The sequence below is a fragment of the Nonomuraea sp. NPDC049625 genome (assembly GCF_040675285.1).
Classification (GTDB): Bacteria; Actinomycetota; Actinomycetes; order Streptosporangiales; family Streptosporangiaceae; genus Nonomuraea; species Nonomuraea angiospora_A.
The window spans coordinates 244,056-269,425 of the sequence record NZ_JBFAOQ010000015.1; the positions used below are offsets into that span (position 1 = coordinate 244,056).

25 protein-coding genes are annotated in these 25,370 nt (G+C 72.2%); 17 read left to right on the forward strand and 8 right to left on the reverse strand.

Annotation, left to right across the window (positions count from 1 at the left end; translation table 11 throughout):
• Positions 1-4 precede the first annotated feature (4 nt).
• Positions 5-1,426, forward strand: a complete 1,422-nt coding sequence (locus tag AB0J87_RS47250) for a serine hydrolase domain-containing protein (RefSeq protein ID WP_363978154.1) — start codon at positions 5-7, stop codon at positions 1,424-1,426.
• Positions 1,427-1,587: 161 nt separating this feature from the next.
• Here AB0J87_RS47250 and AB0J87_RS47255 read toward each other — a convergent pair whose 3' ends face one another.
• Complete coding sequence (locus AB0J87_RS47255; RefSeq protein WP_355193870.1) at positions 1,588-2,397, reverse strand: N-acetylmuramoyl-L-alanine amidase; 810 nt, start codon at positions 2,395-2,397, stop codon at positions 1,588-1,590.
• A 97-nt stretch (positions 2,398-2,494) separates the two neighbouring features.
• Between AB0J87_RS47255 and AB0J87_RS47260 the strand changes: the two genes are divergently transcribed.
• On the forward strand, positions 2,495-2,677 hold the full coding sequence (locus AB0J87_RS47260) for a hypothetical protein (protein WP_363978158.1): 183 nt from the start codon (positions 2,495-2,497) through the stop codon (positions 2,675-2,677).
• Between the two features lie 56 nt (positions 2,678-2,733).
• Here AB0J87_RS47260 and AB0J87_RS47265 read toward each other — a convergent pair whose 3' ends face one another.
• The 3 genes from AB0J87_RS47265 to AB0J87_RS47275 all read right to left on the reverse strand — a co-directional run bounded on the left by AB0J87_RS47265 (position 2,734) and on the right by AB0J87_RS47275 (position 5,886).
• Positions 2,734-3,951: a crosslink repair DNA glycosylase YcaQ family protein gene (locus AB0J87_RS47265; RefSeq protein ID WP_363978161.1), complete on the reverse strand. Its 1,218-nt coding sequence runs from the start codon at positions 3,949-3,951 to the stop codon at positions 2,734-2,736.
• A 40-nt stretch (positions 3,952-3,991) separates the two neighbouring features.
• Complete coding sequence (locus AB0J87_RS47270) at positions 3,992-4,423, reverse strand: hypothetical protein (protein WP_363978164.1); 432 nt, start codon at positions 4,421-4,423, stop codon at positions 3,992-3,994.
• 65 nt (positions 4,424-4,488) lie between these two features.
• The gene (locus AB0J87_RS47275) at positions 4,489-5,886 is read right to left on the reverse strand and encodes a PLP-dependent aminotransferase family protein (RefSeq protein ID WP_363978167.1); all 1,398 of its coding nucleotides are present in this window, start codon (positions 5,884-5,886) and stop codon (positions 4,489-4,491) included.
• A gap of 125 nt (positions 5,887-6,011) precedes the next feature.
• Here AB0J87_RS47275 and AB0J87_RS47280 point away from each other — a divergent pair, with 125 nt between their 5' ends.
• The 3 genes from AB0J87_RS47280 to AB0J87_RS47290 are packed head-to-tail and all read left to right on the forward strand — an operon-like array spanning position 6,012 to position 9,011.
• Positions 6,012-6,890: an NAD(P)-dependent oxidoreductase gene (locus tag AB0J87_RS47280; protein ID WP_363978170.1), complete on the forward strand. Its 879-nt coding sequence runs from the start codon at positions 6,012-6,014 to the stop codon at positions 6,888-6,890.
• A gap of 28 nt (positions 6,891-6,918) precedes the next feature.
• Positions 6,919-7,608, forward strand: coding sequence for an alpha-ketoglutarate-dependent dioxygenase AlkB (locus AB0J87_RS47285; protein WP_363978173.1), 690 nt, complete (start codon positions 6,919-6,921; stop codon positions 7,606-7,608).
• Positions 7,609-7,622: 14 nt separating this feature from the next.
• The gene (locus AB0J87_RS47290) at positions 7,623-9,011 is read left to right on the forward strand and encodes an AlkA N-terminal domain-containing protein (protein ID WP_363978176.1); all 1,389 of its coding nucleotides are present in this window, start codon (positions 7,623-7,625) and stop codon (positions 9,009-9,011) included.
• Positions 9,012-9,034: 23 nt separating this feature from the next.
• Here AB0J87_RS47290 and AB0J87_RS47295 read toward each other — a convergent pair whose 3' ends face one another.
• On the reverse strand, positions 9,035-10,030 hold the full coding sequence (locus tag AB0J87_RS47295) for a helix-turn-helix transcriptional regulator (protein ID WP_363978179.1): 996 nt from the start codon (positions 10,028-10,030) through the stop codon (positions 9,035-9,037).
• A 120-nt stretch (positions 10,031-10,150) separates the two neighbouring features.
• Between AB0J87_RS47295 and AB0J87_RS47300 the strand changes: the two genes are divergently transcribed.
• From AB0J87_RS47300 to AB0J87_RS47325, 6 genes are all read left to right on the forward strand, one after another.
• Positions 10,151-11,263 (forward strand): sialidase family protein, encoded by a 1,113-nt coding sequence (locus tag AB0J87_RS47300; protein WP_363978182.1) that lies wholly within the window; start codon positions 10,151-10,153, stop codon positions 11,261-11,263.
• Between the two features lie 294 nt (positions 11,264-11,557).
• Positions 11,558-13,123 (forward strand): ATP-binding protein, encoded by a 1,566-nt coding sequence (locus AB0J87_RS47305; RefSeq protein WP_350723424.1) that lies wholly within the window; start codon positions 11,558-11,560, stop codon positions 13,121-13,123.
• Positions 13,124-13,219: 96 nt separating this feature from the next.
• On the forward strand, positions 13,220-13,654 hold the full coding sequence (locus AB0J87_RS47310; protein ID WP_363978186.1) for a roadblock/LC7 domain-containing protein: 435 nt from the start codon (positions 13,220-13,222) through the stop codon (positions 13,652-13,654).
• Complete coding sequence (locus tag AB0J87_RS47315; RefSeq protein WP_363978189.1) at positions 13,651-14,007, forward strand: DUF742 domain-containing protein; 357 nt, start codon at positions 13,651-13,653, stop codon at positions 14,005-14,007. The genes AB0J87_RS47310 and AB0J87_RS47315 overlap by 4 nt, the downstream gene beginning before the upstream one ends.
• The gene (locus tag AB0J87_RS47320; RefSeq protein WP_350723419.1) at positions 13,988-14,596 is read left to right on the forward strand and encodes an ATP/GTP-binding protein; all 609 of its coding nucleotides are present in this window, start codon (positions 13,988-13,990) and stop codon (positions 14,594-14,596) included. The genes AB0J87_RS47315 and AB0J87_RS47320 overlap by 20 nt, the downstream gene beginning before the upstream one ends.
• Positions 14,593-15,858, forward strand: a complete 1,266-nt coding sequence (locus AB0J87_RS47325; RefSeq protein WP_363978193.1) for a cytochrome P450 — start codon at positions 14,593-14,595, stop codon at positions 15,856-15,858. The genes AB0J87_RS47320 and AB0J87_RS47325 overlap by 4 nt, the downstream gene beginning before the upstream one ends.
• Here AB0J87_RS47325 and AB0J87_RS47330 read toward each other — a convergent pair whose 3' ends face one another.
• Positions 15,859-17,208, reverse strand: a complete 1,350-nt coding sequence (locus tag AB0J87_RS47330) for an MFS transporter (RefSeq protein WP_363978196.1) — start codon at positions 17,206-17,208, stop codon at positions 15,859-15,861.
• 178 nt (positions 17,209-17,386) lie between these two features.
• Between AB0J87_RS47330 and AB0J87_RS47335 the strand changes: the two genes are divergently transcribed.
• The 5 genes from AB0J87_RS47335 to AB0J87_RS47355 all read left to right on the forward strand — a co-directional run bounded on the left by AB0J87_RS47335 (position 17,387) and on the right by AB0J87_RS47355 (position 22,879).
• Positions 17,387-18,064, forward strand: a complete 678-nt coding sequence (locus AB0J87_RS47335) for a GntR family transcriptional regulator (protein WP_363978199.1) — start codon at positions 17,387-17,389, stop codon at positions 18,062-18,064.
• 129 nt (positions 18,065-18,193) lie between these two features.
• Positions 18,194-19,078: a dihydrodipicolinate synthase family protein gene (locus tag AB0J87_RS47340; protein WP_363978202.1), complete on the forward strand. Its 885-nt coding sequence runs from the start codon at positions 18,194-18,196 to the stop codon at positions 19,076-19,078.
• Between the two features lie 19 nt (positions 19,079-19,097).
• Positions 19,098-20,177 carry a sialidase family protein gene (locus AB0J87_RS47345; RefSeq protein WP_363978205.1) on the forward strand — a complete coding sequence of 360 codons (1,080 nt, stop codon included), beginning with the start codon at positions 19,098-19,100 and terminating at the stop codon, positions 20,175-20,177.
• Positions 20,174-21,814 carry a hypothetical protein gene (locus tag AB0J87_RS47350; protein WP_363978208.1) on the forward strand — a complete coding sequence of 547 codons (1,641 nt, stop codon included), beginning with the start codon at positions 20,174-20,176 and terminating at the stop codon, positions 21,812-21,814. The genes AB0J87_RS47345 and AB0J87_RS47350 overlap by 4 nt, the downstream gene beginning before the upstream one ends.
• Before the next feature lie 159 nt (positions 21,815-21,973).
• On the forward strand, positions 21,974-22,879 hold the full coding sequence (locus AB0J87_RS47355) for a helix-turn-helix transcriptional regulator (protein WP_350723406.1): 906 nt from the start codon (positions 21,974-21,976) through the stop codon (positions 22,877-22,879).
• Positions 22,880-22,882: 3 nt separating this feature from the next.
• Here AB0J87_RS47355 and AB0J87_RS47360 read toward each other — a convergent pair whose 3' ends face one another.
• Complete coding sequence (locus AB0J87_RS47360; protein WP_363978212.1) at positions 22,883-23,701, reverse strand: SAM-dependent methyltransferase; 819 nt, start codon at positions 23,699-23,701, stop codon at positions 22,883-22,885.
• A 117-nt stretch (positions 23,702-23,818) separates the two neighbouring features.
• On the opposite strand from AB0J87_RS47360, the gene AB0J87_RS47365 reads away from it, so the two are divergent.
• Entirely contained in the window at positions 23,819-24,610 is a 792-nt protein-coding gene (locus AB0J87_RS47365; protein WP_363978215.1) for a lytic polysaccharide monooxygenase, read from the forward strand.
• 7 nt (positions 24,611-24,617) lie between these two features.
• On the opposite strand, the gene AB0J87_RS47370 is transcribed toward AB0J87_RS47365, so the two are convergent.
• Entirely contained in the window at positions 24,618-25,307 is a 690-nt protein-coding gene (locus AB0J87_RS47370) for a helix-turn-helix domain-containing protein (RefSeq protein WP_363978218.1), read from the reverse strand.
• Between the last annotated feature and the right edge of the window lie 63 nt (positions 25,308-25,370).

A 25,370-nucleotide genomic window follows, 5' to 3' on the forward strand; every position in this document is an offset into this window, starting at 1 on the left:
GATCATGAATCTGAACTGGAACGCCACCGGCGACTGGGGCACGCTGGACTCGACCGGCCGCGGCTTCTACGTCGAGCACTGGCAGCGGCGGCTCGACGAGCTGTGCGCCGCCCACCACGTGCCCGGCGCGACCCTGGCCGTGCTGACCGGCGGGAACATCCACGAGCTGGCCACCGGCGTGCTGAACCGCGCGACCGGCGTGCCGACGACCCCCGACTCGGTGTTCCTGTCCGGCTCGATCGCCAAGGTCCACACCGCGACGCTGGTCATGCGCCTCGTCGGCGAGGGCCGGCTGGACCTGGACGCCCGGGTGGTGGACGTGCTGCCGGAGTTCGCCACTCCCGACGAGGAGGCCACCAAGGTGATCACCGTCCGGCAGCTGCTCAGCCACACCGGCGGGGTCACCAACGACTTCAATCACGACTCGGGCCGAGGCGACGACTGCCTGGCCAAGTACGTCGAGGCGGCCCGGGGCGTGGCCCTGGACTGCCGGCCCGGCACGGCCGTCTCCTACGGCGGCCTCGGCTACGTCGTGCTCGGCCGCCTCGTCGAGGTGCTGACCGGCAAGACCTGGGACCAGGCGCTGCGGGACCTGGTGTTCACGCCGCTCGGGCTCGAACGCTCCATGACGCTGCCGGAGGAGGCGCTGCGGTTCCGCGCGGCGATGAGCCACCTGGGGGAGCCGGGCCAGGACCCCGACCCGGCGCCCGCCTGGGACATGATGCCGCGCTCGGCCGGCCCGTACGGGCGGATCATCACCTCGTCCGGCGACCTCGTCCGCTTCGCCCAGATGCACCTGGCCGGCGGCCTGGCCCCCGACGGCACACGCGTGATGCCCGCGGACGCGGTGGCGGCCATGCAGCGGCGCGAGGTGGACGTCCCGGACAAGTGGACCGTCAGCGCGGACGGCTGGGGCTTGGGCTGGACTCTCTACGACTGGGACGGCGTTTTCGGCTACGGCCACGACGGCGCCGCCATCGGCCAGTACGCCTACCTGCGCGTCGTCCCGCAGGCCGGCGTGGCCGTCGCGCTCATGACCAACGGGGGCGGGGCCCGGCAGGTGTACGCCGCCCTGTTCCGCGAGCTGCTGGCCGAGCTGGCCGGGGTACGCATGCCGGACCCGTTCGGCCCGCCGGCGGAGCCGATCGCGGTGGACATGGCGCCGTTCGTGGGCACGTACAAGCGCGAGGGCGTCGTCATCACGATCAGCCCGAGCCGGATCCGGTACGAGTTCGTCGACGGCATGAAGGACCTGTCGCCGCCGCTGGAGGCCGATCTGACCCCGGTCTCGGAGACGGTGTTCGCGGCCTCGGGCATCGGGGCCTCGTTCAGCGAGGACTACATGCCCGTCGTCTTCTCGACCCTGCCCGACGGGACCCCGGTGTGCTACGTCGGGATGCGCGCCACCCCAAAGGTGTCCGGCTGACCGACGGCGGGCGCACCCAGCCGACCGACGGCACTGCCTGCCATCGACCCGCCTGCCATCGACCCGCCCGCCACGGGGTCGCTCGCCGCCGGGCCTCATGCCGTCAGGCCGTTTGCCGTTGAGGCCCGGACCGTTGGGTGGGGGCAGGGGCGTCGCGGGGGTCAGACGCGGAGCAGGGACGGCCAGGTCTTCGGGCCGACGACGCCGTCCGCGCCGATGCCCTCCGCCTGCTGGAAGCCGCGGACCAGCTCGACCAGCCCCGGGTCGCAGCGGGTGGACTTGAGCCAGTCCTCCAGCCCCACCTGCGCGTAAGCGGACACGGGAACTCGGCCCCGGGCGAACAGGCAGCCTCTGACGGTCTTGACGTCAAAGCTGTCGTCACCCGGCCGGACCATAGGCAGTTGCTTCACGATCTCCTCCGTCCAGGACGATGGGTCAGGCGCGGGGGCGCCTTGGATGAGGGCGGCGACGGCCGCCCGGAAGTCGTTCATGTCGATGGAGTGCGGGTCAGGCTTGGAGGTGTTGACCTCCCGGTGCGCCTTCACGCGCGAGGCGGGCAGCCCGAACTCGCGGCACAGCTCCGCGCACAGCCGGATGTACGCGTCCTTCTGGACGTCGGGCCAGGGCTGGGTGCCGTCGTTCTCCGCCTCGATCCCGAGGGACGCGGAGTTGGTGTGCATCGTCGACGTCGAAGGGGCGTTGTGCCAGCAGCGCCCGGCGGCGATGACGTAGATGTGGCCGGATCTCCCGAGCCCGAACTGGGACAGCGGCCCGTCGAGGCCGGGGCGGCCGTCGCGGACCACCGCCAGCGACGGGTAGTCGCCACCGCCGGCGGGGCCCGCGGTGTGGTGGCACACGACGCCCTGCACCTGGGGCTGCGGGCCGTGGCCGCGGGTCTGCCACCCGGCCACTTCGGTCACGGGGAATCCTGTGCGGCGGGCGACGTCGGCCAGCTGGGTCAGGTACGGCATAGGGGACCTCCCTCAAGCTTTTCGATGAGTCTCGCAACCGCCGATTAACGAACAGTAGTCATGAGATTGCTATATGTGATCACAGCAGGGTAAAGGCGTGATCGCCGCGCTGAGCGGGGTTTCGGGGCGACACGGCACCGTCGCGCGGGCGATGGGCTGGGAGGCGTCGTCGCTGGTCAGACGTCCTGTGCGGATCCATCGCCGGGTGCTGCGGGCGGTGACGGGGTGGATGACTACGGCTTTCCTGGTGATGCGAGAGCGGATGCTGACGGATCTTTAGCATGCCCTACTTGCCCGCGATCGAGGGAATCGAACGGGGATGCGCGATGCCGCAGCTCAGCCCGAGGCGGCCCGCCAGGGCGCCGGTACGGTGGCCGCGTAGGCGACCTCGCGAGCCCCCGTGAACGCGGCCAGCTCGGTCACCGCCGCCCCGACGGCCCGGACGGAGACCTCGTCGCCCGGGAGGCCGGGCTCCGGGAACAGGCCCTCGATCTCCAGCACCTGCTTGCGCCGGTCGAAGCGGGGCACCAGCCGCCCGATGAGCCGCTCGCCGTGCAGGATCGGCATGATGTAGTAGCCGTAGAGCCGCTTGTGCTTGGGCACGTACATCTCCGTACGGAACTCGAAGCCCCACAGCCGCTCGGTGCGCGCCCGATCGCAGATGAGGTTGTCGAACGGCGACAGCAGCGTGGTGCGCGGCTGCCACTCGCGCTCCAGCAGCCCGAGGACGTCACGGTGCACGTGCCAGCGCTCGGTGCCGCCCTCGACCTCGGCGGGCACCACGCGGCCGGAGCGCTGGAGCTCGTCCAGGACCTCGGGGAGCTCGGGATAGCGGTCGCGGATGAAGTGGCGCTCGATGTCGTCCACGCGGGCCACGCCGAGGGCGCGCAGCGCGTGCTCGGCCGCCAGTGACACCGCCTCCCGCCGGGGCAGCGGCGTGGCGTCGGCCCAGGCGGGCAACCAGCGCTCGGCCAGGTCCCAGTGGCGGGTGCGGCCCGCCCGGCCGGCCACCATGATGTTGCCCTGGAACCACAGGAAGTCGAGCATCCGCTCGACGCTGCGGCCGTTGGTCCACCCGCTCGACTGCCAGGGCACGCTCGTGAGGTCGTCGAACGCCCCCGGCGGCAGCGGACCGGCCGTGCGTAAGCGGTCGAGGACGTGCTGCCGCAGCCCGTCGTTGGCCTCCATCCAGCCCCGCACCCGCTGCGCGTGCGGGGACTCGCCCGTCGCGTAGCCGCGCATCATGACGTGGTGGATCGGATAGTCCTCCGCCAGCACGATCGACGCGGCGTGCGCCCAGTATTCGAAGAGCCAGCGCTCCTGCCACAGCAGCGTGTCGAGGTCGGCGCGGTCGTAGTCGCCGAGCCTGCTCCAGAGCACCAGGAAGTGGCTGCGGGCCACCGCGTCGATCGGGTCGAGCTGCAGGCACCGCAGCGTGCGCAGCACCTGCCGCAGCCCGTCGAGGCCGACGCCGGGACGCGGGCCGGCCAGGTGCTGGCACGTCACTGCCAGGCGTCGCGCGCTCTCCAGGCTGAGGGCCAGCGGGTTCGGCATGCCGGCAGTTTACTCGAAAACACGTTCGTACGAGACGGGTTCAGAGCAGCTTCGACAGCGTCTCGGCGCCCACGGCGACCAGCGTCACGGCCACCGAGACCACGGCCACGACGAGGAACGGAACGGCCCTGGAATCGGCGCTGTTCGACGTCGTATATTCCTGCACGAATCTGGAGCAGACCGTGACGCAGCCGATGGCGCCCGTCACGATCACTCCGGCGATGCTCGTCCCCCCGACCATGTCGGCGACCAGGAAGAAGTAGATCAGCTCGAAGACGGCCAGCGTGATCGCCGTGACCGGTCCCCACTCCCGCCACACCGAGCGGCGCTGCGCGGCGTCCGCCCTGGCCTGGCGCGCCATCCGCCGGCGCTGCCGCTGGGTCAGGCGCCGGCGCTTCTCCGGAGGCACCGACACGAACCTGCCCGCCTGCCGGCGGGCGCGCCTTCTCAGCCGCCGCTCACTCGTGACCATGTCCGCCTTTCCCCCGGGGACCCCGTTCTGATGAGAAAACGAGTCAGGCGAACGCGGGGTTCCGGTCAGAGCCGGCGCAGGCCGCGGATCAGCGCGTCGAGCGCGGCGGGGTAGGAGTGGGCCGGCGGCGTGGCGTACCCGACGACCAGCGACGGCGGGTGCCGGTCGCGGTCGCCGCGCATGTACTCGCCCAGCGGGTGCACGTCGACCGAGGCCGCCCGCGCCGCCTCCACGACGGCCCGCTCCGACGGCGCGGAGGGCAGTTCGAGCAGGGCGTGCAGGCCGGCGTCGATGCCGCGTACCCGGACGTCCGGCAGGCCGGACCGCACGGCGGCGACCAGCGTGTCCCGGCGCCGCTGGTAACCGCGGCGCATCGTGCGCAGGTGGCGGTCGTAGTCGCCCAGTTCGATCATGCGCGCGAGGGCCAGCTGCTCCAGGGGCCGGGTCTCGCGCGCCCGCCGCTTGGCCTCCGTGAGCGGCTCCAGCAGCAGGGGCGGGCAGGCGATCCAGCCCAGCCGGACGGCGGGGCCGATGGTCTTGCTGGTCGAGCCCGCGTACACGATCCTGGACGGGCGGCGGGACTGGAGCGCGGCGATCGGATGCCGGTCATAGCGAAACTCGCCGTCGTAGTCGTCCTCGACGATCCAGCCGAGGCTGTCGTCCGCCCATTCCAGCAGCTCGGAGCGGCGCTCCGGCGCCATGCTCACACCCAGCGGGAACTGGTGCGCCGGTGTGCAGACGGCCACCTCGGCGCCCGAGTCGCGCAGCGCGTCCACGCGCAGGCCCGCCGCGTCCACGGGGACGGCGGCGACGCTCAGCCGGCCGGCCAGGAGGCGGACGTGGTCGCCGATGGCAGGGTCCTCCATGCCCGCCGTGCGCACGCCCAGCTCGGTGAAGACCTCCGCCAGCAGGCCGAGCGCCTGCGTGTACCCGGAGCAGACGATCAGGTTCGCGGGGTCGACCCGGACGCCACGGGTCCGGCCGAGATAGGACGCCAGCGCCGTGCGCAGCTCGATGCGCCCCCGCGGGTCGCCGAACCCGAACACCTCGGTCGGCGCCTCCCGCAGGACGTGCCGCATCGCCCGGGCCCACGCCTCGCGGGGGAACGCGTACGCGTCCGGCCGCCCGGGGCGCAGGTCGTAGCGCCCCGACGCGGTGGCCTCCGCCGAGCCCGCCGACCTCCCGGAACGGGCCGGGGCCTCCGCGGTGCCCGCCGCCACGCGGGTGCCCGAGCCCTGCCGCGCCGTCAGCCAGCCCTCGGCCACCAGCTGCTCGTACGCCTGCGTCACCGTCCCCCGCGACAGCCCCAGCTGGGAGGCGAGATCGCGGCTCGACGGCAGGCGCGTGCCGGCCACGAGCCGCCCGCCGCGGATCGCGGACCGCAGCGCCTCCTCCAGCGCCCTGCCACGAGAACCCCAGCCGGGCAGCTCCAGCAGGAGCTCGGGCCCGAGCGCGTCGGTCATGTAAATGGTCCAATTTCCCGGCCGATGACTGGACCATAATACTGGGACAGTTGTCTCCTAGCCTGGCCGTGCGAGCGTCGATCCGCCCGACCGCCCACGCCGCCCAACGCAAGGAAACCTCTCGCATGCACGTCTTCGTCGCCGGTGCAGCCGGCGCCATCGGCCGCTACCTCGTCCCCCTGCTGATCGAGGCCGGTCACCGCGTCACGGGCAGCTCCCGTACCGACTCCGGCCTCGACCGGCTGCGCGCCCAGGGCGCCGGCGCGGTACGGCTGGACGTCTTCGACGCCGAGGCGGTCGCCCGCGCGGTGGCCGAGGCCGCGCCCGACGCGATCGTCCACCAGCTGACCGCGCTGAACGGCGGCACCCCCGCCGACAACGGCCGCATCCGCAGGATCGGCACCCGCAACCTGGTCGACGCCGCCAAGCGGGCCGGCGTGCGCCGCATCGTCGCCCAGTCCATCGCCTGGGCGTACGAGGCGGGCGACGCCCCGGCCACGGAGGACACGCCGCTGGACGTGACCGCGCCCGCGCCGCGCTCGGGCGTCGTCGGCGGCGTCCGGGCGCTCGAAGAGGCCGTCGCGGAGCTGGACGAGCACGTCGTGCTGCGCTACGGGCTCTTCTACGGGCCCGGCACGTGGTACCGGCCCGGCGGCCTCGTGGCGGACGTGCTGCGCAACGGCGGCCCCACCGGCGACCCGGCCTCGGTCTTCCTCAGCGGCCTGGCGGCCGACGCCGCGGTCAGCTCGTTCGTGCACGTCGAGGACGCGGCCGAGGCGACCGTCGCCGCGCTGCGCTGGCCGAGCGGGACCGTCAACATCGTGGACGACGAGCCCGCGCCCGCCCGCGAGTGGCTGCCCGCGCTGGCCGCCGCCGTCGGGGCTCCCGCCCCCGCTCCCACCGACGGGCGGGCCGGCTGGCAGCGCGGCGCCGACAACGGCCTTGCCCGCTCGCTCGGGTGGCGGCCGCGGCATGCCACCTGGCGCACCGGGTTCGGGAGCTAGGCCGGGTCCGGCCAGACGTTGTCCGGATGTGGCCGGACTTGCCCCCGGGCTCGCGCGCACCATGTTCCGGGTACGCGACATCGGGAGGTCCACCTTGCAACCGCCGCTCTTCCTGGAGACGGACCCGGCCGTGGAGGAGCCGGGGTTCGATCCCACGTTCGCCGGCGCGCGCCGCATCCGGCTCGACGCCACCTCATGGGTCGAGCATGTCCCCGGCTGGCTGCGCGGCAGCCGGCACCTGCTCGACTCGCTGCTGGAGAAGGCCGGCTGGGAGCAGCGTGACCGGTGGATGTTCGACAAGAAGTACGTCGAGCCGCGGCTCACCGCCGAGTACACCGACCTGGCCGAGGTGCCCGAGCCCCTGCTCCTCGCGATCACCGCCGCGCTGTCGGAGCATTACGGCGTCCCGTACGACGGGCTCTGGGTGAACCTCTACCGCGACCACCGCGACAGCACCGGGTGGCACGGCGACTGGCAGACGTGCAGGCGCGACGAGTGCGTGGTCCCGGTGCTCAGCCTCGGGGCGACGCGCCGGTTCCTGCTCAAGCCGAGGACCGGCGGGCGCAGCGTCGCGCTGACGCCGGCCGGTGGGGATCTGGTGGTGATGGGCGGGTGCTGCCAGCGCGACTGGCGGCACTGCGTGCCCAAGCAGGCCGCTCCGGCCGGGGTCCGGATCAGCGTCAACTTCTCCAGCCGTCTCCAGGGCCACTCGGCATGACGTACATCTAGGACATGACCACGTACTCCGCCGTCGTCACCACCGGCATCTACTGCCGGCCTGGTTGCGGAGCCAAGCCGTTGCTCCGCAACACGCGCACGTACGAGCACCCGGCCGCAGCCGAGGCCGCGGGGTTCCGGGCGTGCCTGCGCTGCCGGCCGTACCGGGTGGCGGCCTCGATCGAGGCCGGCGCGCCCGAGCTGGTCTGCCGGGCGTGGCAGCTGATCATCGACGGCGTGCTGGACGGCGGCACCGAGGCGGCGCTGGCGGCGCGCATCGGCATGTCGCCGCGGCACCTGCGCCGGCTGTTCCTCAGGCACCTGGGCGCGACGCCCGACCAGCTCGCGCGTTCGCGGCGGGCGCACTTCGCCCGGCGGCTCCTGGACGACTCCGAGCTGACGGTGCTCGACGTGGCCTTCGCCTCGGGGTTCGGGAGCCTGCGGCAGTTCAACCGGACCATGCGAGAGGTGTTCCGCGCCGCGCCGTCCGACCTGCGCGAGCGGCGGCGGCGCGCCGACCGGCTGGTGGCCGACGGCGGGCTGGTGCTGCGGCTGCCGTTCGTGCCCGGCTACGACTGGGCCGCCGTGCGGGACTTCCTCGCCGTACGGGCCGTGCCGGGGGTCGAGGAGGTGGACGGCGACACCTATCGGCGCACGATCACCGTGGACGGCGCGCCCGGGGTGCTGGAGGTGTCGCCGGGCGGCGAGGGACACCTGCTGCTGCGGGCCCACCTGCCGTACTGGGAGGGGCTGATCCACGTGGTGGGGCAGGTCACGCGGCTGCTCGGCGTGGAGGCCGACCACGGGGCGGGGGTGACGGCGCTGTCGGCCGATCCGGTGCTCGGACCGCTGGTACGGGCCCGCCCGGGGCTCGCCGTGCCGGGGGCCTGGAGCGCCTTGGAGGTCGGGGTACGGGCCGTGCTCGGGCGCGGCAGGATGCCGGGGGAGACGGCGGACCGGCTCGGGGCGCTCGTGGCCACGCTGGGGACGAGGGTGCCCGGGCTGCCCGGCGGCCTCACGCACACCTTCCCGGAGGCGACCGCGATCGCGACGGAGGCGTCCGTGACCGCCGCGGAGGCGACCGTGACCGGGGCGGAGGCGTCCGTGACCGGGGCGGAGGCGTCCGTGGTCGGGGCGCTCGCGGCCGACGTGGCCGGTGAGCACGAAGCGCTCGGTCACGGCACGGGCCCGGACACGATGGCGGCCCTGCCGTACGCGGATCGCGACCTACGCCACGACCTGGCCTTCCGGCTCGGGCACCCCGACGCGTTCCCCCTGGCTGACCCCTCTCTCCGCGCCGCACTCGACGATCTCGGCCTCGACCCCGCCGCCTGCCTTGAACGGTGGAGCCCCTGGAGCTCGCTGGCGGCGGCCCACCTGATGGCCCACGGCGACGCCCTCTAGCGCTCCACCTGCCGGGATGCCCGCTAGTCCGCGCCCCACCAGCCGCGGCGGGCCGCGAGCAGCCCGGCCTGGAAGCGGGTGCGCGCGCCGAGCCGGTCCATCAGCTCGCTGACCCGCCGATGCACGGTCCGCAGGCTCACGCCGAGCTGGCGCGCGACCGCCTCGTCCTTGAGCCCGGCCGCGAGCAGCGTGAACAGCTCCGGGTCGGGCAGCTCGGCCGGGCCGGAGGGGAGCGTCGCGAGCGGCTTGGCGGGCAGCGGCAGCGCCGACCGCCACAGGACCTCGAACAGCGTGACCAGCGCGTCGAGCAACGTCGAGGAGTGCACGATGACCGCGCTGTCGGCGTGCGAGGTCGCGGCCGTGCTCAGCGGCAGGATGGCGGTCCTCCGGTCGGCGATGGCCAGCTTCATGGGGACCTCGGGGCTGATCCTGGCCTGCTCGCCGGCGGCCACGGCCTCCTGGGCGAGGCGCAGCTTGCCGGGGATCTCCAGGGCCGCGGCGTCGTAGATGCCGCGCACCAGGAGGCCGTGCGCGAGGCGGTCCATCTCGGCGACGTTCTGCTGGCCGGGGTCCTGCGCGTACGGCGGCCGGTCCAGCACCAGGAGCTCCTCGGTCGCGGTCTGCTGCAGTTGCGTGAACCGCTGCACCACCGCCGCCTGGCCCTGCACGACCTCGACCAGCTCCTCGGGGGCCTGGTTCTCCGTACGCGGCGTCTCGGCGAGCAGCGCGAGGGCGGCCAGCCGCGCCTGGGCCAGCCCCTCCTCCCGGCGCGAGATCAGGGCGGCCACCGCGACGTCGGGCCGGGTCGGCAGGAACCGGACCGGACGGCCCGCCATGCGGCTGACCAGGCCCAGCGCCTCCAGCCGGGAGCAGGCGCGGCGCAGGGCCACCGTGGTGCGGCCGGTGTGCGCGGCCAGCTCGGGCAGCGTGGCGCGGGGCCGGCGCAGCAGGTCGCGGTAGATCCGCTCGTCCTCGGCGTCCACCCCGACGGCGGCGAGCGCGTTCTCGTCCGTGTCCATGGTCGGTAAGTGTGTCAGATACCTGCCATGTCACAAATCCGCCCTTCGTCGGGCCTAGCCCGTGCACTCCCGTGCCCGATAGGACGGATCCGTAAGTCCGGCCTGTTCGGGGAGGCAGTGTTGAAGAAGGCATTCACCATCGGAGTCGCGACCGCGCTTGTGGTCCTGTCGGCCGCCGGGCCCGCCGCCGCGGACGACGAGCCCTTCGGCCGCTGGCGTCAGCCGGCCTGCGGGACCGTCAACGGCGACGGCTCGGTGACGTACACGCGCAACGACGGCAGGACGATCGCGCCGACCAGCCAGGTGCTGCGGCCGGTCGTCTACACCACCGGGCTCGTCGCCCTCGACCGTCCTGACGAACTGCTCGCCATGTCGAACAACGCGCTGCTGACCTCGCAGGACGCGGGCTGCACCTGGGCGACGGTCGGCAAGGTGAACGGCAGGAACACCGAGCTGGTCGCGGCCCGCGGCGGCCGGGCCTACGCCTGGGACCGCGACGGCAACCTCACCCTCGCCACGTCCGGCGCCGTCACCCAGCTCACCTCACCCGCCGGCGAGGTGGCCGGGCTCGGCGTCGACCGCTACCGCGGCGACCGCCTGCGGGTCTCCGACGGCCGCGGGCAGCTCCACGAGTCGCGGGACGGCGGGCGCACCTGGCGGACCGTCGGGGTGCCCGCCTGGGCGCAGGGCGATCTCGTGCTGGTCTACACGGCGGTGTTCGACCCGTACGACCTGAACCACGTGGTGGTGGGCGGCTCCGACACCGGCGCCCGCGTCACCTTCGACGGCGGCCGGACCTGGACCGCCTCCACCGGCCTGAGCAAGACCGGCGGCAAGGTCAACGTGTTCAGCGCCGCGATCTCCCCGGCCGCCCCCAACGTCGTGTACGCGATGGGCCTCGACATCGGGGAGGCCGACGGGGGCGCGCCGTCCGGCGGGCGGCACATCTACCGCTCGTTCGACGGGGGCCGGCGCTTCGCCCCGGTCGTGGACCACGGCGACGGGGTCACCCTCGCCAACGGCCCGCTGCTCGCGCCCCACCCGACGGACCCGGGGGTGCTGTACTTCGACTTCGGCACGGGATGGGCGGCGACCGGCACCGACATCTACAAGTACGACGCCCGCCGGAACCAGGTCACCGTCAATCACAACGCCTACGACCGGGTCACCTCCATCGCGTTCAACCCGTCGAACCCCGGAGTGATGTACCTGGGCGTCGCCGAGGAGGTCTAGCGACCCACCCCACCCCGCCGACGCCGCCCCTGTCCTCTCAAAGACCCAGGCCACGTGCGGGACACCACGCTGTCTTGTCCCGGTTGCTGCTGAAGCGAATGGTTAAGGAGCGCTTGTCTGTTCTTGAGATACCCGTGGTGCTACGGTGTGTGCCGTTCCCGATCGCATGCGTGAAAAGGGCACACCACCCCCCGCTCTGAGGACTCCCAGAACATGCAAGCAGACGTACCTCAACGGACGACACAGCGAAGGCTCTCCCCGAAGGAACTGGCGGTCACTGCCTCCCTGGGCACGTTGATCGTCACCGCCGGTCTGTGGCTGTGGGCGATCCTGGCCGCCCCGGCCGGCGCCATGGGGCTGATGGCGGCCGTCGGCGGAGGCTCGGCCCTGCTGCTGGCCGGCGCCGCCGGCGCGGCCGTGCACTACGCCGCCACCGCCCGCCAGCTGCGCGAGCAGGCCAGGTGGGCGGAGGCGCGTTACATGTGGCTGCGCCGCGAGAACGCCCGGGTGGCCGAGGAGGCGCTGCCCGCGCTCGGACGCCAGGTACGCGAGGGCGTGCCGCTCGCCGACGCGCTCGCCAGCGTTTCGCGGATCGTGGAGACCTCGGTGCAGCCGCTCGTCCAGGCGATCGGCAGCGAGCTGGACCTGCTCCAGCGCGACCGCGCCGCCGCCCAGAAGGCACGCGCGGTGGCGGAGACCAACGCCCGCGCGGCCCGCCAGGCGATGGAGGACGAGATCTCGCGGCTGTCCGCCGAGACGATGCCGGAGCTCGTACGGCGGATCCGGACGGACCGGATGTCGGTCCGCGCGGCACTGGCCGAAGTGGGCCAGCCCGCGTACGGCCCGCTGCGTGACCTGCTCGGCGAGACGGCGGAGCAGCTCGGCGAGAGCGAGCGCGGGGGCGCCGCGGTCATGGCCGCCTGCGCCGGCGCCGCGGCCCGGGTGCAGGCCCAGGCGACCAGCCTGCTCGCCCAGCTGCGCGGCCTGGAGGAGCAGTACGGCGAGCACGAGGAGATCCTCAGCGACCTGCTCGACCTCGACCACCGGGTCTCCCAGCTCAGCCGCCTGGCCGACAACATCGCCCTGCTGAGCGGCGGCCGGTCCGGGCGGCGGTGGACGCGGCCGATCGTCATGGAGAGCATCCTGCGCGGTGCCATGGGCCGCATCGGCGCCTACCGCCGCATCCGGCTCCACTCCACCAGCACCGTCGCCGTGGCCGGGTACGCCGCGGAAGGCGTGATGCACACGCTGGCCGAGCTGATGGACAACGCCGCCACGTTCTCGGCGCACGGCACGGAGGTGCACGTGTACGCGGACGAGGAGGACGCCGGCGTGGTGATCACGATCGACGACAGCGGTCTCGGCATGCGGCCGCGCGAGCGGCACCACGCGACCAAGCTCGTGTCCGAGCCGCTCGACCTGCGCACGCTCTCCGGCACCAGGCTGGGGCTCGCGGTGGTGGGGCGCCTGGTCGACAAGTACGGCCTCACGGTGAGCTTCCGGCCGTCGGCCCGCGGCGGCACCGGGGTCGTGGTGCTGATCCCGCGCGTACTGATCACACAGCCCAGCACGGCTGCCGCGCAGCCGCCGGCCGTGCCCGCGCAGGCCGCGCCGCCCACGGAGTCCGTGCCCGCGGAGGAGCATCCGACCGGCGAGGAGCTGCTGCCCAGGCGGCAGCGCGGGCAGACGCTGGCCGAGGCGATGAAGGCGCGGCAGGCGCCGGCGGCCCGGCCGGTGGCGCGCGAGGGGCGCGACTCGGCGGCCAGGTTCGCCGCGTTCCGCCAGGCGGGCGGCCGCAACCGGACAACGTCTCCGCCGGCCGAATCCCCGGCCACTGCTCCAGCCGCGGACGATGCGTGAGCACGCGCCGTCGGTCACCGGAACTTATCGGATCACAGTAAGGAGGCAGGGGCGGCCCCTCCGGCGCCCGCGCCGGACGCCCGCCCCGTCGTTTCGATGAGCACTATCGACGCTGCAGGCACCACCGATCGCGAGCTCGACTGGCTGCTTGAGAACCTCAAGGAGAAGACCCCCGGGGTCAGGTACGTCCTCGTCCTGACCAGGGACGGACTCAAGATGTGCGTCACCGCCGGCCTGGAGCGGGACCGCGCCGACCAGCTCGCGGCCCTGGCCGCGGGCATCCAGAGCCTTTCGCTGAGCGCCTCCGCCGAGTTCGGCGACGGCATCGGCGCGGGGCAGGCGATGGTGGAGTTCGCCGGCGGGCTGCTGCTCATCGTGCCGGCCGGCGAGGGCGCCCACCTCGCCGTGGTGGCCGACGAGGACGGCGACGTGGGCCTGATCGCGCACAACATGAACGAGATGGTCGAGCAGATCGGCGTCTTCCTCTCCGCGGCGCCGCGGAGAGCGCAGTCAGGCGACGATCGTCCATGACACCGCGCCCGATCGACCGGGAGAACCCGGACCGGCTCTACACGGTCACCGGCGGCCGCACCCGCGCCGACGAGAACGCGTTCGACTCGGTCTCCCTGATCGTCAGCGAGTGCGAGCCGACCCCCGGCATGCAGTCGGAGCACGTCAGGATCCTCCAGCTGACCCGGCAGCCGACGGCGGTGGTGGAGATCTCCGCCGAGCTGCGGCTGCCGGTGAGCGTGGTGAAGATCCTGCTGCGCGACCTGCTGGACACCGGCCGCATCACCGTCCGTCACCCGTCGGCCGCCCTCCAGTTCGGGCGGCCGGATCCCGAAACTCTGAGGCAGGTGCTCAGTGCCCTCCAAGACCTCTGACGACGTACGTACACCGCTCCGCGAAACCGCCCTGGACGCACTGAAGATCGTGGTCGTCGGCGGCTTCGGCGTGGGCAAGACGACCATGGTCGGCTCGGTGAGCGAGATCCGCCCGCTGAGCACCGAGGAGGTCATGACCCAGGCCAGCGTGGGCATCGACGACGCCAGCCGGGTGCGGGAGAAGACCACCACCACGGTGGCCTTCGACTTCGGCCGGATCACGGTGACGCCGGACAAGGTCCTGTACCTGTTCGGGGCGCCGGGGCAGGAGCGCTTCTGGTTCGTGTGGGATCAGCTCTTCGCGGGCAGCCTGGGCGCGGTCGTCCTGGTGGACACCAGGCGCGTGGAGGACTCGTGGTACTCCATCGACCGGCTCGAGCACCACCGGATGCCGTTCGTCGTGGCCGTCAACCGCTTCGCCGACGGGCCCTCGCTGGACGCCGTGCGCGACGCGCTCGCGCTGTCGCCCGACGTGCCGCTCATCGAGTGCGACGCGCGGAAGCGGTCCTCGTCCAAGCACGTGCTCATCACGCTCGTGGAGCACATCACCCGTATGAACGCCCGTTCGGCCCCGGAGAGCACGTCGTGACCAACCCACTGCTGGAGGGCTACACCGGCCACGCCGACGCCGTGCGGATGTACGGGCCCGAGGTCTTCGCCGACCCGTCCGCGGTGTACGAGGAGATGCGCCGCAAGCACGGCCCGATCGTGCCGATCCTGCTCGACGACGACGTACCGGCCTGGCTCGTGGCCGGCTACCGCGAGCTGCACCACGTGACCAGCCAGCCGCAGCTCTTCGGCCGCGACCCCAGGCGCTGGAACCTGAAGGACCGGATCCCCGAGGACTGGCCGTCGCGGGCGTACCTGGAGTGGACGCCGTCCCTGATGTTCACCGAGGGCGCCGAGCGCAAGCGGCGCGGCGGCGCCATCGGCGACGCGCTGGACACCATCGACCGCACCGAGCTGACCGCGATCTGCGAGCAGGTCGCCGACCTCCTGATCGACGAGTTCGCCGGGTACGGCCGGGCCGACCTGATCGCCCAGTACGCCTACCGGACCCCGGCCCAGGTCATCGCCCGGCTCTACGGCCTGGCGGAGTCCGAGCTGCCGGAGCTGATCGAGGACCTGGGCTTCATGCTGGACGGCGGTGAGGAGTCCTTCGCCGGGTTCCTCCGCGTCCAGGACCGCATGGGCGGGCTGATGGCCGCCAAGCGCGACCGGCCGGGGCACGACCTCACGTCTTACCTGCTGGCGCACCCGGCCGGGCTGTCCGAGCTGGAGATCATCCAGGACCTGCTGGTGCTGATAGCGGCCTCCCACGCCGCCACCGCCAACTGGATCGGCAACACGCTGCGGCTCATGCTGATCGACGACGACTTCTCGATGACGCTCCAGGGCGGCCGCAGCAGCGTCGGCGAGGCGCTGATCAGGGTGCTGTGGATGGACCCGCCCGTGCAGAACATGCCCTCGCGCTTCGCCGTACGGGACTGCGACCTGGGCGGGAAGCGCGTGCGCAGGGGCGATCTGCTGCTGCTCGGGTTCGCGGCGGCCAACGCCGATCCGCAGGTGCGGCCGGCCGCGCACGCCCATTCGGGCGCCAACCGGGCGCACATGTCGTTCAGCCACGGCGAGTACGGCTGCCCGTTCCCCGCGCCGGAGCTCGGGGAGATCATCGTCAAGACGGCCATCGAGGTGCTGCTGGACCGGCTGCCCGACGTTCACCTCCTCGGGGAGCCGGAGGAGCTGCGCTGGCGGGCGTCGGTCTGGATGCGCGGCCTGGAGGCCCTGCCCGTCGGGTTCAGCCCGACCGGCCCCTTCGGTCAGGGGCCGGTCGAGGACTGGAGGATGTGATCAGCGGACGGTCTCGCCCGTGGCGCTGAGGTCGCGGCGGAAGGACTCCGGCGCCTTCCACACCGCGAACATGGTGATCAGGGCGCCGAGCATGACGTACCCGGCGACCAGCGGCCAGCGGGCGCCGTCCGCGCCGGCCAGGGCGGTGGCGACGAACGGGGTCAGGCCGCCCGCGAAGATGGAGGCGATCTCGCGGCCGGCCGCGGCGCCGGTGTAGCGGCGCTCGGCGGGGAACAGCTCGGCGAAGAACGCGGGCTGGATGGCGTTGATGGCGTTGTGCCCGAGGTTCAGCACCAGCACGTAACCGAGCACGATCAGCACCATCGACCCGCTGTGCAGCATCGCGAAGAACGGGAACGCCATCACGAACACCACGACCGCGCCGAAGAAGTAGACCGGCCGCCGCCCGATCCTGTCGGAGATCGCGGAGAAGACGCCGTGGCTGATGAAGGAGAGCACGGCGGCGATGAGGATCGCGTTGTTCAGCTGGCTCTTCTCCAGGCCGAGCGCGCTGCTGCCGTAGGACAGCGCGAACACCGTGAGCAGGAAGTACGGCAGCGCCTCGGCGAAGCGGAGGCCGATGATCAGCAGCAGGTTGCGCCAGTCGTCCACGAAGATCGTACGGATCGGGCCGTGCTTGGGACGCTCGGCCTCCACCGCGCCCGCCTCATCCTCCTTGTCACCGGCCACGGCCTTGGTGAAGACGGGGGTCTCGTGCAGGCTGCGCCGCATCCAGAACGTCACGATGAGGACGACGGCCGACAGCAGGAACGGGATCCGCCATCCCCAGCTCAGCAACTGGTCGTCGGGGAGCGTGTAGATGTAGGCGAAGACCCCGGTGATGAGGATCTGCGCGGAGAAGCCTCCGGTGTTGGGCCAGGCGCTGAAGAAGCCGCGGCGGTTCGGCGGCGCTGACTCCAATACGATGATCATGGAGCCGCCCCACTCACCGCCGACCGCGAACCCCTGCATCAGCCGCAGCACCACCAGCAGGATCGGGGCCCACATCCCGATCGTCCCGTAGCTCGGCAGCAGGCCGATGAGGATGGTGCTGAGGCCCATCACGACGAGCGTGACCATCAGGGTGGACTTGCGGCCGTGCCGGTCGCCCCGGCTGCCGAAGAAGAGGCCGCCCAGGGGTCTGGCGAGGAAGCCGACGGCGAACGTGCCGAAGGCGGACAGCGTGGCCACGAAGCCGCTGGCGTCGGGGAAGAAGACTTTGGGGAAGACGACGGCGGCCGCCGTCCCGTAGACGAGGAAGTCGTAGTACTCCAGCGTGTTGCCGAGGAAGCTGGATGCCGTGACCTTCCAGGTGTAGCGAAGATCGGGCTTCGGAAGGGTCGCGACCATGGCGCCTCCCTTTCTGCTGGCGGCTTCGATGTTTCCGCAGTGGTTCAGTTGTCGCACACTATTGCCTGGAAGACGGTTAACCGTCAACGGTTATCCGTTAACGTTGACCGTATGGAGTTGTGCGGGATAGTCTCCGTTCGGCGAAGAACCTTCGGGCGGGAAGACGAGAGGAGAGCTGGTGACGATCACCAATCCGCTGCGTAATCCACCGCTCGGTGATCAGTTGCTCATCCAGCTCCGCTCGCTCATCGTGCGTGGCGAGCTGATCGTGGGGACGCACCTGGTCGAGGGCCGGATCGCGGAGCAGTTCGGGGTGAGTCGCGGGCCGGTCCGCGACGCGCTTCGCCAGCTGGAGATCGAAGGGCTGGTCGAGACGCGCAAGCGGGGGGTCTTCGTCCGGGGGTTGTCCGACAAAGATCTCCAGGAGCTTTACTCGCTGCGCGGCGCTCTGGAGAGCCTGGCCATCAAGGAGACCATCGCCCGCCTCGACGCCGCCGACTGGACCTCGATCGACGAGGCCGTCGAGCAGATGCGGGCCGCCGCGGACGACCGCGACGCCGCCAAGTTCGCCGCCGCGGACCTCGACTTCCACAGCGGCTTCTACGTGATCGGCGACAACCGCTGGCTCACCGCCACGTGGGCGCTGCACCGGCCACTGTTCGCGGCGGTGCTGGAGATCACCAACACCGCCCGTGACCTGGTCCCCGTCGCGCAGGACCACGCCGACCTGCGGGACGTCGTCCGCTCGGGCGACGTCGACGCCGCGCTCGTCGCGCTCGTGTCGCACCTCGACGGCTCCTGCGACCGGATCCGCGCGACGCTGATCGAGCGGGAGCGCACCCAGCCCGCCGTCTAGCCTCCTCGTCCCACCGCCCGCGCCGGACCTTCCAGGGGTCCGGGGCCCTCCTTCGCCTGCCATCCCTCAACGAGCTGAGGCCCGCCGCGCCTCGACAACGAAAAACCACTGACGAACCGAGGCCTTGCCATGCCAGAAAACACCCGGCGCCGCGCCGAGATCCTCTCCGCCGTCCCGACCTTCTTCGACGAGGCGGGCGAGCTCGACCACGCCACCGCCAAGGCGCACTTCACGGATCTCGCGAGCCGCGTCGACGGTGTCTTCGTGTGCGGCACCACCGGCGAGTTCCCGGCGCTGGACCGGGCCGAGCGCCGGGCGGTGACCGAGACCGCGCTGGCCGTGTTCGGCCCCGACCGGGTCGTGGTGCACGTCGGCGCCGCGGCCACCCGGGAGGCGGTGGCGCTGACCCGCGAGGCCGTCGCGATGGGGGCGCGCAGGCTGGCCACGCTGACCCCGTACTACCTGCCCGCCGACAACGGCGCCGTGCTGCGGCACTTCGCCGCGGTGACCACGGCGGCCGGTCCGGCCGCCGTCTACGGCTACCTGTTCAGCGAGCGCTCCGGCGTGGTCGTCGAGCCCGCGGACTTCGCCGCGATGGCCGCCGAGACCGGGCTGGCCGGGGCCAAGCTGAGCGGTCTGGCCGCCGACCGGTTCGCCGAGTACCGCGCGGCGCTGCCCGCCTCGGCCGGGCTGTGGTCGGGCTCGGACACCAGGCTCGCCGAGGTCGTCCGCGGCGGCGGCAACGGGGTCGTCTCGGGTCTCTCGTCGGCCTTCCCGGACCCGTTCGCGCGGCTCGCCGACGCCGTGGCCGCCGGAGACACCGAAGCGGAACGTTCCACGCAGGCTCGGGTGGACGAGGTGCTGGCCGCGCTCGGCGGCACCGTGGAGGGCATCAAGCTGGCGCTGAGCCTCCTGGGCCGCGGCACGGGAACCCTCCGCATGCCGGCCCCCGAGATCGGCCCGGAGCAGCGGCAGCGCATCGCGCGGCTGGCCGAGACCGCCCACGCACGATGATCGCGGCGCGGGTGACCAGATGAGCGGGGCCGAGCGGATCCACCGCGAGTTCGTGACCGTCGACGACCCCCGCTGGACGCAGTGCCACGCGTCCACGCTCGCGGTGGCGGACGGCACTCCCGTCGTCGCGTGGTTCGCGGGCACCAGGGAGGGCACGCCCGACAACCGCATCCGCATCGCCCGGAGCGGGGAAGCGCGCACCCTGGAGACGGGCCGGGACGTCGCCCACTGGAATCCGGTGCTGGTGACCGGCCCCGACGGCGCCCTGTGGCTGTTCTGCAAGGCCGGCGCGCGCATCTCCGAGTGGATCACGCTGGTCACCCGCTCGCATGACGGCGGCGTCACGTGGGCGCCGGTACGCGAGCTCGTCCCGGGAGACCGGTCCGGCGGCCGCGGCCCCGTCAAGAACCCGCCCCTGCTCGCTCCCGGCGGTGGCCCCTGGCTGGCGCCCGGCTCGACGGAGCGGTGGGGCGAGCCGCCCCGGTGGGACCCGTTCGTGGACGTGTCCGACGACGGCGGGCTGAGCTGGACGCGTGCCCCGATCCCCGTGGACCACGACGCGCTCACGGGCGCCGGGCACATCCAGCCCGCGCTGTGGTGGGGGACGAGCGGCCCGGTCGCGTTGATGCGCAGCACCGAGGGGCGGGCGTACCGCTCGACCTCCCCCGACGGCGGGCGCACCTGGACGCCCGCCGAGCCCACGGGCCTGCCGAACAACAACAGCGGCCTCACGGTGGTCGCGCTGCCGTCCGGGCGGGCGGCCTGCGTGCACAACCCGGCCGCCGAGTCGTGGGGCAGCCGCTGCCCGCTCGTCGTCTCGCTGTCGGACGACGACGGGCTGACCTGGCACGCCGGTCCGACCCTGGACGACGGCGTGCTCTCCATAGACCCCGCCGTGCCCCGGCTGCCGCCGGCCGGCGCCGCCGCCCCGGGGTTCGCGCCCGGTGACGACGGTGTCGTGACCAGCGGCGTCGCCGAATACAGCTATCCCTTCGCCGTCGTCACCCCCGACGACCTCCTCGTCACCTACACCTGGCAGCGCAGGGGCATCGTCCTCGCCCGGCTGCCCCTCGCAGATCTGGAGCAGAAGACGCCATGACCAGCCCGTACCGTATGCCCGTTCCCCGCGCGGAGCAGCCCGTCGCGCCGCGCACCGCGTACCTGATCGCCAGCGGAGACCTGCGCCTGTCGGCCAACGTCGCCGGGTGGGCCGCCCAGGAGAGCCTGGAGAAGGCCGTCTCGGCGGCGTTCGGCGACCTCGGCTGGACGGTGGTCCGCGCGCACGAGGTGGATCCCGCCAAGGGGCACGGCTTCATCGACAGCCAGCGGATGGGCCTGGAGGTCTTCAAGGCCATCCCCGCCGACGCGCCGCTGATCGTCGCCGAGGCCGTGTGGCAGTACAGCCACCACGTGCTGGCCGGGCTCCGCACCCACCGGGGCCCGATCCTCACCGTCGCCAACTTCGACGGCACCTGGCCCGGCCTGGTCGGCCTGCTCGGGCTCAACGCCGGCCTGACCAAGATGGGCCGCGCGTACTCGACGATCTGGTCCGTCGACTTCACCGACCGCTACTTCCTGGACGGCCTCGCGAGCTGGGTGCGGACCGGCCACATCGCGCACGACTCCTCGCACGTCCGCCCGCTGCCCCCGCTGCCGCCCGGCCCGGAGTCCGGGCTCGGCCTCGCGCTGGCCGAGGAGCTGCTGCGCGACAAGGCCATCATCGGCGTGTTCGACGAGGGCTGCATGGGCATGTACAACGCGATCATCGACGACGAGCTGCTCAACCCCCTCGGGATCTACAAGGAGCGGCTGTCGCAGAGCGCCCTGTACGCCGAGATGCTCAAGGTGCCGGACGCCGAGGCGGCGGCCGTGCGCGCGTGGCTCGACGCCGCCGGGATGCGCTTCGCCACCGGCGCCGACGAGGCCACGGAGCTCACCGACCGGCAGCTGAGCGAGCAGCTCAAGATGTACGTCGCCGCGCTGCGGATCGCCGACGACTTCGGCCTCGACGCCGTCGGGATCCAGTACCAGCAGGGCCTGAAGGACCTGACCCCGGCCTCCGACCTGGCGGAGGGCCTGCTCAACAACGTCGTACGCCCGCCGGTGACCAGCCGCGACGGCGCCCGCGTGCTCTACGACGGCGCCCCGCTGCCGCACTTCAACGAGGCGGACGAGGGCGTGGCCGTGGACGCGCTGGTGACCAACCGGGTGTGGACCGCCATGGGCCTCGACCCCGCGACCACGCTGCACGACGTGCGCTGGGGCGAGCAGTACGGCGACGACTTCGTCTGGGTCTACGAGATCTCCGGCTCCGTGCCGCCGTCCCACCTGACCGGCGGGTACGCGGGCGCGGTGAGCCGGCGGCAGAACCCGATGTACTTCCCCGCCGGCGGCGGCACCATCAAGGGAGTGAGCAAGCCGGGCGAGATCGTCTGGTCCCGGCTCTACATCGCCGACGCCAGGCTCCAGCTCGACCTCGGCCGCGCCTCCGTCGTGGAGCTGCCGGAGGAGGAGACCGAGCGGCGGTGGGCGGCCACCAACCCCGAGTGGCCGATCGCGCACGTCGTGCACCACGGGGTCGACCGCGACCAGTTCATGGCCCGCCACAAGGCCAATCACGTCCAGGTCGCCTACGCTCCCGACGCCGCCACGGCCGACAAGGCGCTGGTGGCGAAGGCGGCGTTCTTCCAGCGGCTCGGTGTGGAGGTGCACGTGTGCGGGGACGTCGCCGTCTGAGGCGAACCCGGTCATGAGGGCGGTCCCGCTCGCACCCGGACGAGCCGGGCCGCCGCACCACGCCTCCGGCGACACAAGGAAATATCCGCTCTGTTGCGACTCCCGTGGCAATATTGACGGCGGGACCGGACTGTGGCGAGTTGCCGATTGAGGATATGGATGTCGACTGCGCACGGCATGGGTGACCTGGCGGAAACGCTCGGTGGTGATGCCGCCCACTCCGGGCCGACCGCGCTGCGTATTCTCGTGGGTGCGCAATTGCGACGGCTGCGCGAGTCCGCCGGGATCTCCCGGGAGGACGCCGGCTACGCCATCCGCAGCTCACACTCCAAGATCAGCCGCATGGAGGGCGGGCGCACGAGCTTCAAGCCGCGTGACGTCTCCGACCTGCTCATCATGTACGGCGTCGCCGACGAGGCCGAGCGCGCGGCCCTGCTCGCCCTGGCCAAGCAGGCCAACGAGCCCAGCTGGTGGCACGACTACCGCGACGTGATCCCCGACTGGTTCGAGGCGTACCTGGGGCTGGAGCAGGACGCCTCGCTGATCCGCGTCCACGAGATGCAGTTCGTGCCCGGCCTGCTGCAGACCGAGGACTACGCTCGCGCGATCTTCACCATGGGCAACAAGGGCGAGTCCGAGGAGCGGATCGAGCGCCGGGTCGAGGTACGGATGCGCCGCCGGCTCATTCTCGAGCCGCCCACGTCACGCAAGCTCTGGGTGGTGCTGGACGAGGCGGTGCTCCGGCACCAGGTCGGCAGCCCCGCGATCATGCGCGGCCAGCTCGAACACCTCGGCCGGATGGCCGCGCGGCCTCACATCACCGTGCAGGTGGTCCCGTTCGGCTGCGGCTGGGCCATGGGCGGCGTCGGCCCCGTCACCATCCTGCGCTTCCCGCAGTTCGAGCTGCACGACGTCGTCTACCTCGAGCAGCTGACCAACGCCCAGTACCTCACCAAGAGGGCGGACGTCCTGCCGTACCAGAGGCTGATGGACGAGCTCGGCGTGCACGCCTCGCCCCCGACCGCCACCCCGGCGCTCCTGCGCGAGATCATCGCCGAGCTCTGACCGTCACGGCTTGCGCGCGACCCCGCAGAACGCGTCGACCTCCGGCGGCAGCCCGAACACGTCGGACTCCACCTGCCAGCGGGAGACGGACACGATGCCCGGCTCCACCAGCTCCAGCCCGTCGAAGAACCGCGCGATCTCCTCGGGGGTCCGCAGCCGGTACTCGTAGACCTCGCCCTTGTCGCGCAGCCGCTCGGCCTCCGCGGCGGCGTCGGGCTTGACGATGTTCGTGCCGTCCTCGAACACCAGGTAGCTGCCCGGGGGCAGCGCGCCGAGCAGGTGCTCGACCAGCCGGTACGCCTCGTCGTCGTCGAAGACCGTGCCCATCACGCCGAGGAGCATGAGCGCGGTCGGGCGGCTCAGGTCGAGTGTCTTGGAGGCGAACTCCAGGATGGTGCCGGGGTCGCGGACGTCGGCCTCGATGTAGTCGCAGGCGCCGCGGGGGTCGCTGGTGAGCAGGGCTTGCGCGTGCACCAGGACGAGAGGGTCGTTGTCCACGTACACCACCCGGCTGGTGGGATCCACCCGTTGTGCCACCTCGTGGGTGTGATCAACGGTCGGCAAGCCCGTACCGATGTCCAAGAACTGCCTGATTCCTACCGTTCCGGCGAGATATCGAACGGAACGTCCCAAGAAAACGCGGGAATGGCGGGCGATGTCCTCCATGCCCGGATAGATGTCCCGGAGTTTCTCGGCCAGTTGGCGGTCGGCCGGATAGTTGTCCTTTCCACCCAGCCAAAAGTTCCAGACCCTGGCCTGATGCGGCTTGCTGGTGTCGATCCTGGAGAGGAGTGCGGGATCCAGGGGTGAATGATCTGTCACGAGAGCTTCACCTCATATGTCGCATCTGCGGTTTTTGCCTTTTCTACCAGGTCTTCATGAACCTGTGGGGGCGGGTGGCCGTACCTCGTTGCAGGACTATGCGAGGAGGACGGCCACGTGCGGCACCGGATCACGAGCGTAGGCGTCGGAGCGCTGCTGTCGCTGGGCCTGATCACCGCCCCCGCGGGCGCGCACGGAGCATTGGAGAGCCCGCTGAGCCGGGCGGCGGCCTGCGGCGCCGACAGCCCGCTGAAGACGCGGCCGGCCGCCTGCCGCGCCGCCGTGGCGGCCGGGGGGAAGACGGCGACCGCGGAATGGGACAACCTGCGGGTGGCGAACGTCGCCGGCAGGGATCGTGAGACGATCCCGGACGGCAAGCTGTGCAGCGGCGGCATCCCGGCGTTCAAGGGGCTCGACCTCGCGCGCGCCGACTGGCCGGCGACCACGCTCAAGCCGGGGGCGCGCTTCACCTTCCGCTACCGCGGCACGATCCCGCACCAGGGCACGTTCCGCCTGTACGTCACGAAGAAGGGTTACGACCCGACCAAGCCGCTGAAGTGGGCCGACCTGGAACGCAAGCCCTTCCTCCAGGTCACCGACCCGAAGCTGACGGACGGCTCGTACGCGATCAAGGGCCGCCTGCCCTCGGGCCGGACCGGTCGCCACCTGATCTACACGATCTGGCAGAACTCCGACACGCCGGACACCTATTACTCCTGCTCGGACGTCGTCTTCCGCAACACCGCCCCTGGTCCCGCCGCCGGCGCGCGGGCCCAGCCAGGGCCGGCGACCGCGTACCAGCTCACCGGGTACACCGGGATGCCGTGGCTGGTCACCGCCGCGGCGCTGTTCGCGATCGGCGCCGGGGCGATGGTCATCCTCCTGGCCCGGCCACGCCGCCACCGCTGACCGCCTCCTAGCCCGGCGTGGGGCCGGCCTCCTGGTCGAGGAGGGCGGAGCTGAGACCGCAGACCGCTGTGACCAGGGTTTCGCCCAGCTCGCGCCACGACCGTTCGGCGGTGGCCGGATCGACCCGTCCGGTGGCCAGGTCGCCTTCGAGCTCGGCGCACATGTGCACGATGAGCAGGCGGGTCATGGACGCGTACCGCTCGATCAGCTCGGGGTCGCGCTCCTGCCCGCGCGGGGGTCGCAGCTGCTCCAGGCGCTGGAACGACGGCGTGCTCACGCTCGCCTCGGTCGTGTGGTCGCGCAGGGACGGCTCCACGACGGCCTGGGCGAGGAAGCGCCCGTACCAGGACGGGGTGCCCAGCTCGATGTGGTGCTCGATGCTCGGGGCGATGACGCAGGTGATCCAATCGCGGCGCGACACCTCGCCCGAGGACTCCAGCTCGGCCACCATCGGGGCCCGGAGCCGGTCGATCTCGGCCGCGTGGCGGGAGAGGATCGCCTGGATCAGCTCGTCGCGGGTGCTGAAGTGGTATTGGACGGCGGACTTGTTGCGCTGGCCCGCCGCCTCGCGGATCATCCTGATCGAGACGTTGGCGAACCCGTGCTCCGCGTAGAGCCGCTCCGCGGTGTGCATGAGCTTGTCGCGGGCGCGCAGCGAGCGGGGTGACGGCGTGGCGACCGCCGTGCTGACTTTCATGATCGATCCTTGAACTCGTCCTGCTGTGCCGTCCCCCGATCGATTATCGCCCTCGCCACGAGC

Bases quoted from the DNA above. Each gene is read 5' to 3' on its own strand.
- AB0J87_RS47250 (WP_363978154.1), top strand. From the start codon at position 5: ATGAATCTGAACTGGAACGCCACCGGCGACTGGGGCACGCTGGACTCG.
- AB0J87_RS47255 (WP_355193870.1), bottom strand. From the start codon at position 2,397: ATGCCGTACCTGACCCAGCTGGCCGACGTCGCCCGCCGCACAGGATTC.
- AB0J87_RS47295 (WP_363978179.1), bottom strand. From the start codon at position 10,030: ATGGACACGGACGAGAACGCGCTCGCCGCCGTCGGGGTGGACGCCGAG.
- AB0J87_RS47280 (WP_363978170.1), top strand. From the start codon at position 6,012: ATGCACGTCTTCGTCGCCGGTGCAGCCGGCGCCATCGGCCGCTACCTC.
- AB0J87_RS47310 (WP_363978186.1), top strand. From the start codon at position 13,220: ATGAGCACTATCGACGCTGCAGGCACCACCGATCGCGAGCTCGACTGG.
- AB0J87_RS47290 (WP_363978176.1), top strand. From the start codon at position 7,623: ATGACCACGTACTCCGCCGTCGTCACCACCGGCATCTACTGCCGGCCT.
- AB0J87_RS47275 (WP_363978167.1), bottom strand. From the start codon at position 5,886: ATGACCGACGCGCTCGGGCCCGAGCTCCTGCTGGAGCTGCCCGGCTGG.
- AB0J87_RS47265 (WP_363978161.1), bottom strand. From the start codon at position 3,951: ATGCCGAACCCGCTGGCCCTCAGCCTGGAGAGCGCGCGACGCCTGGCA.
- AB0J87_RS47330 (WP_363978196.1), bottom strand. From the start codon at position 17,208: ATGGTCGCGACCCTTCCGAAGCCCGATCTTCGCTACACCTGGAAGGTC.
- AB0J87_RS47355 (WP_350723406.1), top strand. From the start codon at position 21,974: ATGTCGACTGCGCACGGCATGGGTGACCTGGCGGAAACGCTCGGTGGT.
- AB0J87_RS47345 (WP_363978205.1), top strand. From the start codon at position 19,098: ATGAGCGGGGCCGAGCGGATCCACCGCGAGTTCGTGACCGTCGACGAC.
- AB0J87_RS47350 (WP_363978208.1), top strand. From the start codon at position 20,174: ATGACCAGCCCGTACCGTATGCCCGTTCCCCGCGCGGAGCAGCCCGTC.
- AB0J87_RS47370 (WP_363978218.1), bottom strand. From the start codon at position 25,307: ATGAAAGTCAGCACGGCGGTCGCCACGCCGTCACCCCGCTCGCTGCGC.
- AB0J87_RS47340 (WP_363978202.1), top strand. From the start codon at position 18,194: ATGCCAGAAAACACCCGGCGCCGCGCCGAGATCCTCTCCGCCGTCCCG.
- AB0J87_RS47270 (WP_363978164.1), bottom strand. From the start codon at position 4,423: ATGGTCACGAGTGAGCGGCGGCTGAGAAGGCGCGCCCGCCGGCAGGCG.
- AB0J87_RS47315 (WP_363978189.1), top strand. From the start codon at position 13,651: ATGACACCGCGCCCGATCGACCGGGAGAACCCGGACCGGCTCTACACG.